The organism is Streptomyces sp. ISL-94 (assembly GCF_018614075.1).
In the GTDB taxonomy this organism is placed as follows: domain Bacteria; phylum Actinomycetota; class Actinomycetes; order Streptomycetales; family Streptomycetaceae; genus Streptomyces.
The window spans coordinates 90,033-104,356 of sequence record NZ_JAGGOZ010000014.1; the positions used below are offsets into that span (position 1 = coordinate 90,033).

General features: G+C 74.2%; 12 protein-coding genes. 7 read left to right on the top strand and 5 right to left on the bottom strand.

The genetic code is table 11. The annotated features are described in order from the left end of the window. Window positions 1–122: 122 nt before the first annotated feature. The 3 genes from J7E94_RS05180 (at window position 123) to J7E94_RS05190 (ending at window position 3,663) form a co-directional block, all read left to right on the top strand. The gene (locus tag J7E94_RS05180; protein WP_215012721.1) at window positions 123–1,454 is read left to right on the top strand and encodes a glycoside hydrolase family 18 protein; all 1,332 of its coding nucleotides are present in this window, start codon (window positions 123–125) and stop codon (window positions 1,452–1,454) included. A 122-nt stretch (window positions 1,455–1,576) separates the two neighbouring features. Beyond that, window positions 1,577–2,764: a serpin family protein gene (locus J7E94_RS05185; protein ID WP_215012723.1), complete on the top strand. Its 1,188-nt coding sequence runs from the start codon at window positions 1,577–1,579 to the stop codon at window positions 2,762–2,764. Next, on the top strand, window positions 2,761–3,663 hold the full coding sequence (locus J7E94_RS05190; protein ID WP_215012725.1) for an aldo/keto reductase: 903 nt from the start codon (window positions 2,761–2,763) through the stop codon (window positions 3,661–3,663). The genes J7E94_RS05185 and J7E94_RS05190 overlap by 4 nt, the downstream gene beginning before the upstream one ends. Here the strand turns inward: J7E94_RS05190 and J7E94_RS05195 are convergent. Continuing rightward, window positions 3,650–4,627, bottom strand: coding sequence for a PfkB family carbohydrate kinase (locus J7E94_RS05195; RefSeq protein ID WP_215012727.1), 978 nt, complete (start codon window positions 4,625–4,627; stop codon window positions 3,650–3,652). The two genes, J7E94_RS05190 and J7E94_RS05195, sit on opposite strands and share 14 nt — an antisense overlap. Beyond that, window positions 4,624–5,274: a bifunctional 4-hydroxy-2-oxoglutarate aldolase/2-dehydro-3-deoxy-phosphogluconate aldolase gene (locus J7E94_RS05200; protein WP_251056150.1), complete on the bottom strand. Its 651-nt coding sequence runs from the start codon at window positions 5,272–5,274 to the stop codon at window positions 4,624–4,626. The genes J7E94_RS05195 and J7E94_RS05200 overlap by 4 nt, the downstream gene beginning before the upstream one ends. An 85-nt stretch (window positions 5,275–5,359) precedes the next feature. On the opposite strand from J7E94_RS05200, the gene J7E94_RS05205 reads away from it, so the two are divergent. Further along, the gene (locus J7E94_RS05205) at window positions 5,360–6,154 is read left to right on the top strand and encodes an IclR family transcriptional regulator (RefSeq protein WP_215012729.1); all 795 of its coding nucleotides are present in this window, start codon (window positions 5,360–5,362) and stop codon (window positions 6,152–6,154) included. 40 nt (window positions 6,155–6,194) lie between these two features. Here J7E94_RS05205 and J7E94_RS05210 read toward each other — a convergent pair whose 3' ends face one another. Continuing rightward, window positions 6,195–7,169 (bottom strand): hypothetical protein, encoded by a 975-nt coding sequence (locus J7E94_RS05210; protein WP_251056151.1) that lies wholly within the window; start codon window positions 7,167–7,169, stop codon window positions 6,195–6,197. 116 nt (window positions 7,170–7,285) lie between these two features. Here J7E94_RS05210 and J7E94_RS05215 point away from each other — a divergent pair, with 116 nt between their 5' ends. After that, window positions 7,286–7,948, top strand: a complete 663-nt coding sequence (locus J7E94_RS05215) for a MerR family transcriptional regulator (RefSeq protein WP_215012731.1) — start codon at window positions 7,286–7,288, stop codon at window positions 7,946–7,948. Window positions 7,949–8,024: 76 nt separating this feature from the next. Then, window positions 8,025–9,680 (top strand): sigma-70 family RNA polymerase sigma factor, encoded by a 1,656-nt coding sequence (locus J7E94_RS05220; RefSeq protein ID WP_215012733.1) that lies wholly within the window; start codon window positions 8,025–8,027, stop codon window positions 9,678–9,680. A gap of 18 nt (window positions 9,681–9,698) precedes the next feature. Here J7E94_RS05220 and J7E94_RS05225 read toward each other — a convergent pair whose 3' ends face one another. Next, window positions 9,699–10,577 (bottom strand): RNA polymerase sigma-70 factor, encoded by an 879-nt coding sequence (locus J7E94_RS05225; RefSeq protein ID WP_215012735.1) that lies wholly within the window; start codon window positions 10,575–10,577, stop codon window positions 9,699–9,701. A 44-nt stretch (window positions 10,578–10,621) separates the two neighbouring features. Beyond that, window positions 10,622–11,536: an NAD(P)-dependent oxidoreductase gene (locus tag J7E94_RS05230; RefSeq protein ID WP_215012737.1), complete on the bottom strand. Its 915-nt coding sequence runs from the start codon at window positions 11,534–11,536 to the stop codon at window positions 10,622–10,624. A 209-nt stretch (window positions 11,537–11,745) separates the two neighbouring features. Here J7E94_RS05230 and J7E94_RS05235 point away from each other — a divergent pair, with 209 nt between their 5' ends. Continuing rightward, window positions 11,746–14,223 (top strand): DEAD/DEAH box helicase, encoded by a 2,478-nt coding sequence (locus tag J7E94_RS05235; RefSeq protein WP_215012739.1) that lies wholly within the window; start codon window positions 11,746–11,748, stop codon window positions 14,221–14,223. Window positions 14,224–14,324 lie beyond the last annotated feature (101 nt).

Here is a 14,324-nt window from a genome sequence, read left to right on the forward strand (position 1 = left end):
CCACTCCCTGCGGTCGGCATTTTCGGCGGCCGCCCCCTTGACCGCTCTGGTCCAGACCAATAGTTTCCGGCATGCACCGCGCACGCGCTCACGCCTCACTCCCGCATCCGCAAAGGAAGCCCATGCGCCGCAGCATGCTCGGCAGGCTGGCCGTCGCCGCCTGCTCCCTCTCCCTGCTGACCGCTTTCGCGCCCGCCGCCGGCGCGCACGGCGACGCGGGGGGCGGCCACGACCGCTCGTACAAGAAGGTCGGCTACTTCACCCAATGGGGCGTCTACGGAAGGGACTTCCAGGTCCAGGACCTGGAGGCGAACGGCGACGCCGGCAAGCTCACCCACATCAACTACGCCTTCGGCAATGTCAGTCCCGAAGGCAAGTGCTTCACCGGCAACGTGCCGGGCGAGGCCGACGCCTGGGCCGACTACGTCCGCCCGCTGGACGCCGAGAACTCCGTCGACGGGGTCGCCGACACCTGGGCGCAGCCGCTCGCCGGCAACTTCAACCAGCTGCGCGAGCTCAAGGCCAAACACCCCGGCCTCAAGGTGCTGATCTCGCTGGGCGGCTGGAGCTGGTCCACGCACTTCTCGGACGCCGCCCTCACCCCCGCCTCCCGCAAGGCCTTCGTCGAGTCCTGCATCGACCTCTACATCAAGGGCAATCTGCCGCAGGACGGCACCCGCGGCGGCGCGGGCGCGGCCGCGGGCCTCTTCGACGGGATCGACCTCGACTGGGAGTGGCCCGGTTCGGCCGGTGACACCGAAACGAAGTTCCGGCCGGAGGACAAGCGCAACTTCGCCGAGCTCGTCAAGGAGTTCCGCACGCAGCTCGACGCGTACGCGCGCACCCGGCAGCCGAAGGCGAAGTACGATCTGACGGCCTTCGTCCCGACCGCCCCCGCCAAGATCGACGCGGGCTTCGACGTCCGCCGGATCATGCGCGACCTCGACTTCGTGAACCTCCAGGGCTACGACTTCCACGTGTCGGGCGAGGCCACCACCGCCCAGCAGTCGGCGCTCTACGCCCGCGGCGACTTCAGCGTCGACGGCACGGTGGACGCCTGGAAGCGGCGCGGCGCACCCGCGCACAAGCTGGTGGTGGGCATGCCGTTCTACGGGCAGGGCTGGACGGGCGTCAGCGGCGGCGGGGACGGCATGGGGCAGCCCGCCACGGGCCCGGCGCCCGCCACCTGGGCCGCCGGGTACGAGGACTACAAGGCGCTGAAGAAGCTGGCCGACTCCGGGGCGTACCAGGTCCACCGCGACCGGCGGGGCGGGCACGCGTGGCTGTTCGACGGCGCCACCCTGTGGACGTACGACGATCCGCAGGTACTGCGCGCCAAGACCGTCTACATCCGCGAACAGGGCTTGGGCGGCGCGATGTTCTGGTCGCTGGACGCGGACACCGCCGACGGCGAACTGATGACGGCCGTCGACCGGGGCCTGCGCGGCCGCTGACCGGCCGCCCAAGGCCCGGCCCAGCCCCGGGCTCAGCCCCAACCCCCCGCCCCCCGACCGGCGCCGCCGGGCCGCGGACAACGATCCGGCCCGGCGGCGTCCCACCACATACGCTCACGCGCATGAGGAACTCGACGGTACGGGCGGTCAACCGCCTCACGAAGCGCTGGGCCGCCGCGCAGCCCCCCGCGGGAGGCACGGACACGGCGTTCACCGCGGCCGGGGTCTGGCCGCTGCTCGCCCTGCTCGCGGACGGATCCGGCGGCCCGGCCCGCGCCGAACTGGCGGAGGCGCTAGGGATACTCGCCGACGCCGCGGCCGGAGCCGCACGGGAACTGCTGGCCGCGCTGGCCGACGTACGAGGTCTTCAGACGGCGACCGGGCTCTGGGCCAAGGCCGGCCTCCCCCTGGAGGAGGACTGGTCGGCGAAGCTCCCGGCGGGCGCCCGGGGCACGCTCACGGGCGAGGAGGACACCGACCGCAAGGCGCTGGACGCGTGGGCGTCGGACCGGACGGGCGGCCTGATCGAGCGCATGCCGGTTGCCCTCCGCGAGGACACGCGGCTCGTCCTCGCGTCGGCGCTCGCGCTCCGGCTGACGTGGGCGGAGCCCTTCCGGGAGATGGCCGGTCCGGCGCCCGAGGGCCCGTGGGCGGGGCGGATTCTGCGGTGGCTCATACGCACCACCGCCTCGCTGGACGGCGTGCGGGTGGCCCGGGGCCCGGCCGGACCCGTCACAGCCGTGGAGGTGACCGGCACCGGGGACGTGGACGTGCATCTGCTCCTCGGCGAACCGGAGGCGCTGCCCGCCGGCGTGCTGGACACGGGTATCGCGGCCGTAACCGGAGCCGTCCCGTCCGTCAGCGGCAGCGCACTCCCCGAAGGGAATCCGGGTCCAGGGCTGGCGGTCAGCACCGTGGAAGCGCACTCACCCCGACCGCTGCTGCTCCTCACCACCGTGCCCTTCTCCCTGCTCGCCGAGCACGACCTGCTCGACCACGCCCCGCTGTTCGGGCTGGAGACCGCCTCGGACGCGGACTTCGGGCACTTCCCCGGTATCAGTTCCGAGCCGCTGGCGATCGGTTCGGCCCGGCAGTCGGCGATGGCCCGCTTCCACGCGGCGGGCTTTGAAGCCGCAGCCGTCACCGCCATCGCGCCGCGGGCCGCCGGCGCGGCGCCGCGTGAGCGCTGCCGGGCCCGCCGGGCCGAGGTGCACTTCCACCGGCCCTTCGGCTTCGTGGCCGTCCACCGGACCTCCCGGCTGGTGCTGGCCGCGGGGTGGGTCAACGAGCCGGGTACGGTCTCGGAATGACTGCAGAAACGATCACCGCGGCCGCGGCCGGCACCTGGACGCTCGGCGACCCGACCGTCAACCGGATGGGTTTCGGCGCGATGCGCCTGCCGCAGAGCAGCGGGGCGGCGTTCGCCGCCGACGCGGCCGCGAGCGATCGCGGCCGGGCGATCGGCGTGCTGCGCCGGGCCGTCGAGCTCGGCGTGAACCACATCGACACCGCCTCCTTCTACTTCTCCCCGCTGCGCTCCGCCAACGAGCTGATCAACAGTGCGCTCGCGCCGTACGCCGACGATCTGGTGATCACCACCAAGGTCGGGCCGGGCCGCGATCCGTCCGGTGCCTTCTACTGGGCCGAGCCGGGGCAGCTGCGCGGGCAGGTCGAGGAGAATCTGCGCCAGCTGGGCCGGGACCACCTCGACGTGGTCAACCTGCGCCTTCCGTCCCCGGCGGCCGGCACCTCGCTCGCCGAGCACTTCGGGGCGCTCGCCGAGCTCCGCACGGCCGGGCTCATCCGGCACCTCGGAATCTCCAACGTCGCCGCCCACCACCTCGCCGAGGCGCAGGCCATCGCGCCGGTCGTGTGCGTGCAGAACCCGTACGGGATCGGCTCGCCGGCCGAGGAGCACGCCTTCGTCGACGCGTGCGGGGAGCAGGGCGTCGCCTTCGTGCCCTTCTTCGCCATCGCCGGCGCGGGCAAGGAGGCGGGGGCTGCCGGGGACGACGGCGAACGCGTGCGCGCCCTCGCCGAGATCCACGGGGTGTCCGTCGCCCAGCTGCGCCTCGCCTGGACGCTGAACCGCGGTCCGCACGTCCTGGCGATCCCCGGCACGGGGAACCCGGACCACCTCGCCGAGAACATCGCCGCGGGGGCCCTGCGCCTGAACTCCGAGGAGATCGCGCTGCTCAACTCCCTTTAGCCCACCGGCGGCGGTGCGCGGCGGCCAGGGCCGCCGTCTCCGCGAAGGCGGGGACGCGGCCGGTGCCGCCGCGGCCGGAGACGGAGAGGGAGGCGGCCGCCATGCCGAGGGCCACGGCGTCCGCCAGGCTGTCGCCCAGGGCGAGCCGGGCGGTGGCCGTGCCGATGAAGCAGTCGCCCGCCCCGGTCGCGTCGACGGGGGCGGGGTTGGCGGGCACGGGGTGGTACGCCGCCCGCGTCCCGTCGTCGAGCAGCAGCCGGCCGGCGCCCGCGGTGACCGCGACCGTACGGGCGCCGAGCGCGCGGTAGCGGGCGGCGGCGGTGGGCGGGTCGTCGGTGTCCACCAGCGCCAGGGCGTCGGCGGGGCAGGAGGTCTTGAGCAGCCCGGTCAGGGGTGCGATCTCGGCCAGCAGTTCCCGGGCCGCGGCGCGGCCGGTCAGCCCAGGGCGGAAGTTGGGGTCGTACGAGAGGTGCCCGCCGGCCCCGTGGACGAGGCGGGCGGCGGCCGCCACGGCCTCGCGGCTGCTCGGCGAGAGGGCACCGGTGATGCCGCTGGTGATGAGCGCGGCGGAGCCCGTCAGCAGCGCGCGCCAGGACTCGACGTGCCGGGGCGCGAGGGTCGAGCCGGCGCTGCGGGTGCGCCAGTAGACGAACTCGCGGTCTCCGCCGGTGTCGGCGGAGAGCAGGTAGGCGCCGTTGGGGTGCGGGGCGCGGCGCACGTGGGAGACGTCGACGCCCAGTTCGGCGGCGCGCCGCAGCAGCGGGACGCTGAGGTCGTCGTCGCCGACGACGGCGAGCAGGGCGGTGCGGGCTCCGGCGGCCGCGGCGGCCGCCGCCGCGTTCAGGGCGTCCCCGGAGTAGGAGAGGCGGGCCGGTGTGCCGTCGGCGGCGTCGCGCAGGGCGGCGCCCGCGTGGATCTCGACGAGTACCTCGCCGAGGACGAGGACGTCGTACCCTCCGCTCACCGCGGGTCCCGCGCGCCGGCGCCGGTGCACCGGGCACAGCACGGCCGGGCCAGGCCGGCGAATACCGCGGCCAGTTCGGCGGGGTCGGCCGGGAGACCGCTGCCGATGCCGACGGCGGCCGCTCCGGCGGCGAGCCAGGCGTGGACCTCCCCGAGGCGGATGCCGCCGGTGGGGATGAGGAGGGCATCGGGCAGGACGGCCTTGAGGGAGCGGAGGAACCGGGGTCCGGCGACGTGGGCCGGGAACACCTTGGCAGCGCCCGCCGAGCGGACGGCGGCCGCGATCTCGCCGGGGGTGAAACCGCCCTCGACGAAGACGGCTTCGCGGCGCTCGGCGGCTTCGCGGACTTCGGGGGCCGGGTACGGGGAGATCAGGAACCCGGCGCCAGCGTCGAGGGCGGTCTCGGCCTGGGCGGTGGTGGTCACCGTCCCGACGCCGATGAGGGCGGGGCGGCCGTGCGCGTCGGTCAGCGGGACGGTACGGGCGAGGGCGTCCGCCCAGTCCGGGGTGGAGGTGGTCAGCTCGACCGTGCGGCAGCCGGCGGCGAGCAGGGCGGTGGTCCGGCGGACGGCTTCGTCGGCGTCGGCGCTGCGCAGCACCGGCAGCAGTCGCTGGGCGGCCATCACGGCGTACGGGTGGCAGGACAAGGGACCCCCCATTGTTCCACGTAGCGGAACGCAGTAGCGTGTAATGGACCAGGTGGTCTAGACCCTACACAGTCGGGGAGTTCCCGTGTCAACGGACGGAACGCAGCGGGAAGCGGCCGGAGGTTCACGCGGCGGCCGGACCTCCGCCGCCGGATCCGCGCTGGAGAAGTCCCTGCGCATCCTGGAGGCGGTGGCGGCGCCGGGCGGCCCGTACCGGCTCGCCGAGGTGACGGTGGCCGCGGCCGTGCCCAAGTCCAGCACCTTCCGGATCCTCGCCTCGCTGATCGAGCAGGGCTTCGTACGCCAGGAGGGCGACAGCCGGTACGGGGTGGGGCCCCGGCTGCGCGGGCTGTCGGCCCTGGTGAGCGGTGGGGAGCCGGCGAGCATCGAGCGCATCCTCGGCGAGCTGCGGGAGACGACCGGCCAGACGGTCCATCTCGCCCTGCACAGCGGGGAGACCATCACCTACATCCGGAAGCTGGAGAGCGACCAGCCCTTCCGGACGGCTTCCCGGGTCGGCATGCAGATGCCGCTGCACTCGACGGCGATCGGCAAGAGCATCCTGGCGCACCTTCCGGCCGAGGAGGTGCGGGATCTGATCGCCGCCGCCGGACTGCCGCCGCGGACGCCCCGGACCCTCACGACCGCAGCGGCGCTGCGCGCGCAGCTGGCGGAGATCCACGAGCGGGGCTTCGCCGTGGACGACGAGGAGAACGAGGCCGCCATCCGCTGCATCGGCGCCGCGGTCCTCGGCGCGGACGGCCGCCCGATCGGCGGGGTCAGCGTCACCACCGTCACCTTCCTGGTCTCCCGCGAGGCGATCGAGGCGTACGCGCCGGCCCTCCGCGCGGCCACGGAGGCCCTGGCCCCACTGCTGTGAACCCCGGACCCCCGCCTCCGCCCCCGCCTCCGTCCCGCGATCAGCGCCCCGCGACCACCTCGGTTCGCGCTTCCCGCTGCGGCTCGTCACCGCCCAGGGCCCCGGCAGTGCCCCGCAGCGCGAGGGCCACACCCAGCGCCACCGCCACCGCCAGACCCGCCGCCGCACCCAGCGTCAGCCCGTCCGGCGAGGTCAGCGCCTGGCCCCGTAGGGCCTGCCAGGTGGTCAGGGCCACCAGACCGGCGTATCCGGCCCCCGCCACCACGACCAGCCGCGTCCGTACCGCCGCACGCGCGGCCCATCCGTACCGTCCGGCAGCGAAGGTCAGGGCGAGCGCCAGGAGCGGCAGCAGCTGGAGCGCGTGCATCCCGACGAAGTGGGCGATCCGCAGGTCGCCGCCGGTGGCGGCCCAGCCGGTGACCGGCAGGTGCGGCCCGCCGTCGGGGACCCCGACGCTGTGCGCGCCGACCGTGTCCGAGATTCCCGCCGCGCGCTGCGCCTCCGTGGGCCGGACCATCAGGAAGCCGACGGCGAGACCGGCGAGTCCGATGACCGAGCCGAGGCGGATCGCCCAGCTGGTGGCCCGGTCGGCGAGCGGCTGGCGCCACAGCACCACCGCCATCACCAGGGTGGCCAGCCACAGCACGACGATCGTCATCCCCATCAGGGAGAACAGGGCCGAGTCCAGCGGGGTTTCCTGGTTGAAGTGGCTGCGCTTCCCCCGGACCACCTGGCCGACGATCACCGCCATCTCGATGACGCTCGCCGCCACGACCACCGTGCCCGCCCACCAGCCGACCCGTCGGCCGCGCGTGAGCAGCGAGTGCATCCAGGCCAGCGTCAGCCCGTAAAGGGTGAAGGAGAGGGAGAACTTGAAGGGCTTGTGCCAGATCGGCGATCCGACCAGCACCCGGTCGTCGACGATCAGCCCGGCCCCCGTGACCAGGGTGAGCACACCCATGGCCGCCGCGAAGACGAGCAAGGGCCGGTGCCATCCTTCGATGTGGTTACGCATCTTGCACCCCCGTAGTGGATACCGGCACTATCCAGTATCCGATAGCTCGACTATCCATAATGTCGTCCGAACCCGCAAGCCCCTGGGCCGTACGAAAGAGAGAATTCACCTTGCGCATGGGAGAGTTGAGCCGCGTAAGCGGCGTGCCAGTGCCCACGATCAAGTTCTATCTCCGCGAAGGCCTGCTGCCCGCCGGTGAGTTGACCAGCCCCAACCAGGCCCGCTACGGCGAAGAGCACGCCCGCAGGCTGCACTTGATCCGCGCCCTCACCGACGTCGGCAGCCTCCCGCTGGCCTCCGTCGCCAAGGTGCTGGAGGCGGTGGACGACCGCGAGCGGCCGGTCCACAAGCTGCTCGGCGCCGCCTCCGGCACGCTCACCCCCGTCTACGCGCCGGATCCCGACCCCGCCAACAGCGAGCGCGCCCGGGCGCTGGTAGCGGATCTGATCGCGCGCCGCGGCTGGCAGGTCCAGGCCGACAGTGCGCCGGCGGTCGCGCTCACCGCCGCCGCGTCCGCCGTGCTGGCGGTCGGACTCGGGGACTATCTGGACTACCTGGACGAGTTCGCGGCGTCCGCGGAGCAGGTCGCAGCCGCCGACCTCTCCTTCGTCGCGCGCGCCGAGGCCGCGGAGGACAAGGTGGAGCGGGTGGTGCTGGGCACCGTCCTCGGCGACGCCATGCTGGCCGCCCTGCGCCGGCTCGCCCAAGTCGACGCCTCCGCGCGGCGCTACCCGGGGCCGGCCGGCACACCGGATGCCGGGGAACCGACTTCCGGATAAGTGTTATCCAAGCCCCGCTCGACGGTCTCCCAGTCATCGGGCATCATCGACCGCCGGTACGGACGGGGATCATCACATGAGTACTCAGCACACGGCAGAGCTGGTGGCAGCGGCCCGCGCGGGCGATCCCCGCGCGCAGGACGAGCTCGTCGCCGCCCATCTGCCGCTGGTCTACAACATCGTCGGGCGGGCCCTGAACGGGTCCTGCGACGTGGACGACGTGGTGCAGGACACCATGCTGCGGGCGCTCGACGGGCTGGGCGGCCTGCGCGCCGACGACAGCTTCCGGTCCTGGCTGGTCGCGATCGCGATGAACCGGGTCCGGGCGCACTGGCAGTCCCGGCAGAACGGCCTCGGCGAGAGCACGCTGGAGGCGGCCGGCGAGGTCGCCGACCCGGGGGCCGACTTCGTCGACCTGACCGTCGTACGGCTCAACCTGGCGGGCCAGCGGCGGGAGACGGCCCGCGCCACGCGCTGGCTGGAGCCCGACGACCGGGCGCTGCTGTCGCTGTGGTGGCTGGAGTGCGCCGGGGAGCTCACCCGGACGGAGGTGGCCGCCGCGCTGGAACTGCCCCCGCAGCACGCGGCCGTACGGGTGCAGCGGATGAAGGCGCAGCTGGAATCGGCGCGGGTGGTGGAGCGGGCCCTGGACGCGCAGCCGGGGTGCGAGGGGCTGCGGGCGGTGGTGACGGGCTGGGACGGCCGCCCCTCGGCTCTGTGGCGTAAGCGAATAGCCCGTCATGCGCGTGAGTGCGTACGGTGCTCCGGCCTGTGGAGCGGCCTGGTTCCGGCGGAAGGGCTGCTGGCCGGGCTGGCCCTCGTACCGGTCTCGGCGGCCCTGCTGGCAGGAGCGCGCACGGCCGGCGCGGCCGGCTTCGACCCCGCGGGCTCTGCCTTCGCCGAAGGCACCGGAGCGGGCTTCCCCGACGGCACCGGGGCCGGCACCGGCACCGGCACCGGGGCAGACTTCGCCGAAGCCTCGCACCGGATCGAGGCAGCCCCGGAGGGCGGCCGCGGCGCCCTGCGCAGGCGCCGCCAGAACCGCCGCCGGGTCATCGGCGGCGGGGTGCTGGCCGCCTGCGTCGCGGGCGGCGGGCTGGTGTACCTGGGCACGCTCCCCGGAACCGCCGGCCCGAAGGACGGCGGTCCGGCGCCGGCTGCTCCGCTGGCCGCGCTCTCGGCGACCGGGTCGGCACTCCCCCCGGCCTCCCCCTTGCCCTCCGGCTCCCCCTCCGCCTCACCGTCGCCCTCGGCCTCCGCCTCGCCGACCCCCGCGAGCCCGACCCCGGCGCGGACCCGCAGCACGCCGCCGACCCCGCGAGCCTCGGCTCCGGCGCCCGCGCCCGCCCCGCAGGGCGCCGCGGGGCAGGTCGTCGCCCTGGTCAACGCCGAGCGGGCCGCGGCAGGCTGCGGTCCGCTCCAGGAGGACGCGCAGCTGCGTACGGCCGCTCAGCGGCATTCCGACGACATGGTGAACCGGGACTTCTTCTCGCACACCAATCCCGACGGCGCGGACCCGGGCCGGCGGACGACCGCCGCCGGGTACAAGTGGTCGACATACGGGGAGAACATCGCGAAGGGACAGCAGACCCCGCAGTCGGTCATGGACTCCTGGATGAAGAGCCCGGGCCACCGCGCGAACATCCTCAACTGCTCCTTCAAGGACATCGGAGTCGGCATCCACCAGGGCGCGGGCGGTCCCTGGTGGACGCAGAACTTCGGGGCGCGGTGACCGGCTCGCGGGTGCGGTTCAGCGCTGGATGCCGCGCAGCTTCTCCGGGTTGATGGCGAGCCGCAGCGCGGTGATCCGCCCGTCCACCGCCTCGAAGGTGAGGGCGCCGGCGTTCACTCCGCCGGACACCAGGAGCAGGCCCGGCACGCCGTTGATCTCGGCGGGGCGCATCTCGACGCCCTGAACCTCGGGCTTGGCCAGGACGCCGAGGAACCAGCGGGCGACGTGGTCGGGCCCGTACAGCGGACGGCGGGCGGCGGTGACGACTCCGCCGCCGTCCGACCAGGAGACGACGTCGGGGGCGAGGAGGGCGAGCACGGCGTTGAGGTCCCCGCCGGTGCAGGCCTCGCGGAACTTCTCGGCGACCTCGCGCTGTTCGGCGGGCTCGGCGGTGAACCGCGGGCGGCGGGCCTGCACGTGCTCGCGGGCGCGGTGCGCGGACTGGCGGACGCTCACCTCGGACTTGCCGATGACCTCCGCGATTTCCGCGTAGGTGTACCCGAAGACCTCCCGGAGCATGAACACCGCCCGTTCGGTCGGGGTCAGGGTCTCCAGCACGACCAGGACCGCCATCGAGACGGTGTCGGCCAATTCGGCCTCCTCCGCGATGTCGGGCGAGGTGAGGAGGGGCTCGGGGAGCCACGGGCCGACGTACGCCTCGCGGACGACCTGGGCCGACTTGAGCCGGTTCAGGCTCAGGTTGGTGACGGTGCGCACCAGATAGGCCTTGGGGTGCTCGACGGCCGCCCGGTCCGTCCGGTTCCAGGAGAGCCAGGCGTCCTGGACGATGTCCTCGGCGTCGGCGACGCTGCCCAGCATCCGGTAGGCGGCGGCGAAGAGCAGTCGCCGGTGCTGCTCGAAGGCGTCGGTGTCCGTGCGGGTGTCTGTGTCGGTCATGCGGCTCACCGTGGCATCCGCAACCTGAACGATCAAGGAGCGGCTCAGCGTCCGGCCAGAGCGCGCAGCCCGTCGACGCAATTCGCGTGGGCCGGGCTCCACCCCAGTTCCGCCTTCGCCTTGGCGTTGGACACCCGCATGCTCGTCGTGGCCATCGTGTAGGCGTAGGAGAAGGGGCGCATCAGCCAGGCGGGTGCGTTCATCGGCTCCGGGGCGCCGAACGCCTCGGCCACCGCCCTGACGTGTGCGCCGAAGCCCATCGGGCTGTCGTCCACGATGTTGTACGCCTGCCCCGGCCGGCCGCCTTCGACGGCCAGGGCGACGGCCCGGCCGGCGTCGGCCAGGTCCACCCACGGCAGGACCCTTCCGTGGTCGGCGACCGCCGGAAGCCTCTTCTTCCGCAGCATCTCCACGAGCGCCTCGGTACCCCCGGCGCCGTAGAAGAGGCCGAAGCGCAGGGCGATGCCCTCGATGCCCTCGGTGCCCAGCACCAGCCGCTCCTTGACCCGCATGCCGTCGAGGTGGCGTTCCACGGCGCGGTCCCCGGCCGGGCCGAACCGGTCGGCGTCCTCGGTGATGACGTGGTCGCCGAAGTCGCCGTATCCGTAGCCGAAGACCATCGACTCGGCGATGAAGCGGCGGGCGCCGACGGTGCGGGCGGCCTCCATCAGGTGGCCGGTCCCGATCCGTCGCAGGTCGTCGGTGGCGAACATGTCCTTGTGCCGCATGGGCGCCTTGCGCAGGGCGGTTGCCGCGTGCACGACCGTGTCGACCTTGAGCCCGTCGACCGCGCGGAGCAGCTGGTCGCGGTTCATCAGGTCGGCCCTCACATCGGCTCCGGCGCCCCGGCCGAGGCCGATCACGGTGTATCCGGTGCGGGTGAGCGCTGCGGCGATGTGGCGTCCCAGGACTCCGCTCGCCCCTGCCAGCAGTACGTTCTTGGTGTCGTTCATGCTCATGGGACAAGCCACCTCCGCCGAACGTGACACCCTTCGGATGTGACCTGCATCACACGATGAGGCTTCCCGATCGACCCTCGGCCCCAGCCCGGCCGGAGGGTTTCTCGAAGACGGCTGGAGGCCGCCCGCCGGTCCGGCCCCCCTTTGCATCAGAAGCGGGGCAGGATGGGGGCTGGAGGCAAATGACCTGATCACCGGGGGTGGCGACCATGCGTAAGGGGAGGAAGGAACTCCGGCCGCATCAGCGCGAGGCAGTCGACGCCGTGGTGCGGGCACTGGAGCTGCCCGCCGACGGCCGGGTGCCCGAGACCGGTCTGCGCACCCAGGTGATCATGGCCACGGGCTCGGGGAAGTCCTTGGTGGCCGTCCGCTCGGCCGAGGAACTGCGGGCCGGTCGGGTGCTCGTGCTGGTGCCCTCCCTGGATCTGCTGGTGCAGACCGCGACGACCTGGCGGGAGGGCGGCCGCACCGGCCGGTCCCTCGGCGTCTGCTCGCTGCGCGGGGAGGACGCGGGCGTGCCGACCACCACCGATCCGGCCGAACTGGCCCGCTGGGCCGGCCCGTCGGGGGCCCGGGTGACGGTGTTCGCCACGTACGCCTCGCTCGGCCTGGGGACCCTGGAGCGCGCCCATCTGGCGGGGCTCCCGGGCTGGGACCTGATCGTGGTCGACGAGGCGCACCGGACCTCCGGGCGGATCGGCAAGCCCTGGGCGGTGGTGCACGACAACACCCGGATCCCGTCCCTGCGGCGGCTCTACATGACGGCCACGCCCCGGGTCTGGCAGGACGGCGAGGAGGCCGGGGAAGGCGAGGAGAGCGCCGGAGGCGAGGAAAGCGCGGGAGGCGAGGACAGCGCGGCGAGCGGGCGGCGCGGGCGGGGCGAGCTGGTGGCGTCCATGGAGGACGATCCACGGGGGACCTTCGGGGCGCGCTGCTACACGCTCCCCCTGTCCGAGGCCATCGACCGGGGGATCTGCGCCCCGTACCGGGTGGTGTGCGTGGACGTCACCGATCCGGACTTCCGGTCGGCCGTGCTGCTGGGCCGCGACGGGCGCTCCGACGCGGTGCGCGGGGCGCGGCTGGCGGCCCTCCAGACGGCGCTGGTGAAGGCGGCCGCCCACGAGGGGTTCCGGCGCACGCTCGTCTTCCACCACCTGACCAAGGAGGCGGAGGCCTTCGCGGCCGGGCTGCCGGAGGTGGCGAAGCGGCTGCGGCTCACCAGCCGCAGCCCCTTCCCGGTGTATCCGCGTACCGTCTGGGCGGACTGGCTGTCCGGGCAGCACTCGGCGGCCCACCGGCGGCGGGTGCTGGGCGCGTTCGCGGACGGCCGGATCGCCGAGAAGGCCTTCCTCGGCAGCGTCCGCGTGCTGGGCGAGGGCGTGGACACCAAGGAGTGCGACTCCGTCTACTGGGCCGACGTACGGGGTTCCATGCCCGACCTCGTCCAGGCCGTCGGGCGGGCGCTGCGGATCCGGCCCGGGGAGGGGAAGGTCGCCTCGCTGGTGGTGCCGGTGCTCCTGGGCCCCGGAGAGACGCCCGAGTCGATGCTCACCTCGCGGGCGTACGGGGACCTCGCGCGGCTGCTGGAGGCGCTGCGGGCGCACGATTCCCGGCTCGTGGAGTCCCTGGCCCAGCCGCAGGCACCGAGCCGGACGGCTCCCCCGGAGGCCCCGGCGGCCTCCGGGGTGCGGACCGGCGCGCAGGCGCTGCTGAGCTTCTCCACTCCGCGGGATCCGGCGCTGCTGGCCGCCTTCGTCCGGCTGCGCGTCCTGCATCCGGAGCGCGAGCACTGGCGGCGCGGGATCGAGGCCGCCCGGATCTACGCCGCCACCGCCGGGGACCTCAAGGTGCCGTTCGGCTTCAAGGTGCCGGCGACCGGCGGGCCGTGGCCGCCCGGGCTGGCGGGGTTCCCGCTCGGCCAGTGGATCGCGGACGCACGGCGCACGTACCGCCGGGGCGCGCTCGGCCGGGAGCGGGTGGCGCGGCTCGACGAACTGGGCATGGTGTGGAGCCACTTCGACGTGGCCTTCGAGGAAGGACTGGCGGCGGCCCGCGCGTGGGCGGCGGAACACGGCCATCTGCTGCCGCCGGCGGATGCCACCTGGCACGGCGCGCCGGTCGGGGTGTGGGTGAAGAACCAGCGGGCCGCGGCCCGCCGCGAGGGGCCGGGGGCCCTGTCTGTGGAGCGCCGGGAGGCCCTGGAGGCCATCGACGCCTCGTGGTGTCCCGCGTGGGAGATCTCCTGGCAGCGGGCCTTCCACCTGACCCGGGTCCATCTGGACGGGGGCGGCCGGCTGCCGCTGGGCGCCGGCAAGGTGGTGGTCCAGGGCGAGGACCTGGGCGCGTGGGTCCGCGCGCAGCGGCTGAACTGGGAGCGGCTGTCCTGGGCGCAGCGCTGGCTGCTGGAGCACACCCTCGGCGTGACCCCGGCGACGGAGGCGGAACGCCCGCCGCCGCGCCGGAGCCACGCCGCCGCGTGGGCGGACCACCTGGAGGCGGCACGGCAGTTCCACGCCCGCGAGCGGCACCTCAGGGTGCCCCGTACCCATGTCGAGCCGGTCGCCGGCCGGGAGCTGCGGCTGGGCGCCTGGATCGCCAACCAGCGCTCCCGAGCGGGTTCCCTCTCCCCGGAGCGGGTCGCGGCGCTGACCGCGCTGGGGATGCGCTGGTCGGCGCCCCGCGCCTGAGCCGTCTCTTTCGGATCTTGTCGGCCAGGCCCACGGCAGCCGGCACCGCGGGCTCGGCCGACAAGATCCGAAAGGACGGGCCTAGGGCCTGTTCTCGGTTG

What these genes read in the sequence shown, in the direction of transcription:
- J7E94_RS05180 (WP_215012721.1), top strand. Translation starts at nt 123, where the DNA reads ATGCGCCGCAGCATGCTCGGCAGGCTGGCCGTCGCCGCCTGCTCCCTC.
- J7E94_RS05185 (WP_215012723.1), top strand. Translation starts at nt 1,577, where the DNA reads ATGAGGAACTCGACGGTACGGGCGGTCAACCGCCTCACGAAGCGCTGG.
- J7E94_RS05190 (WP_215012725.1), top strand. Translation starts at nt 2,761, where the DNA reads ATGACTGCAGAAACGATCACCGCGGCCGCGGCCGGCACCTGGACGCTC.
- J7E94_RS05210 (WP_251056151.1), bottom strand. Translation starts at nt 7,169, where the DNA reads ATGCGTAACCACATCGAAGGATGGCACCGGCCCTTGCTCGTCTTCGCG.
- J7E94_RS05215 (WP_215012731.1), top strand. Translation starts at nt 7,286, where the DNA reads ATGGGAGAGTTGAGCCGCGTAAGCGGCGTGCCAGTGCCCACGATCAAG.
- J7E94_RS05220 (WP_215012733.1), top strand. Translation starts at nt 8,025, where the DNA reads ATGAGTACTCAGCACACGGCAGAGCTGGTGGCAGCGGCCCGCGCGGGC.
- J7E94_RS05225 (WP_215012735.1), bottom strand. Translation starts at nt 10,577, where the DNA reads ATGACCGACACAGACACCCGCACGGACACCGACGCCTTCGAGCAGCAC.
- J7E94_RS05230 (WP_215012737.1), bottom strand. Translation starts at nt 11,536, where the DNA reads ATGAGCATGAACGACACCAAGAACGTACTGCTGGCAGGGGCGAGCGGA.
- J7E94_RS05235 (WP_215012739.1), top strand. Translation starts at nt 11,746, where the DNA reads ATGCGTAAGGGGAGGAAGGAACTCCGGCCGCATCAGCGCGAGGCAGTC.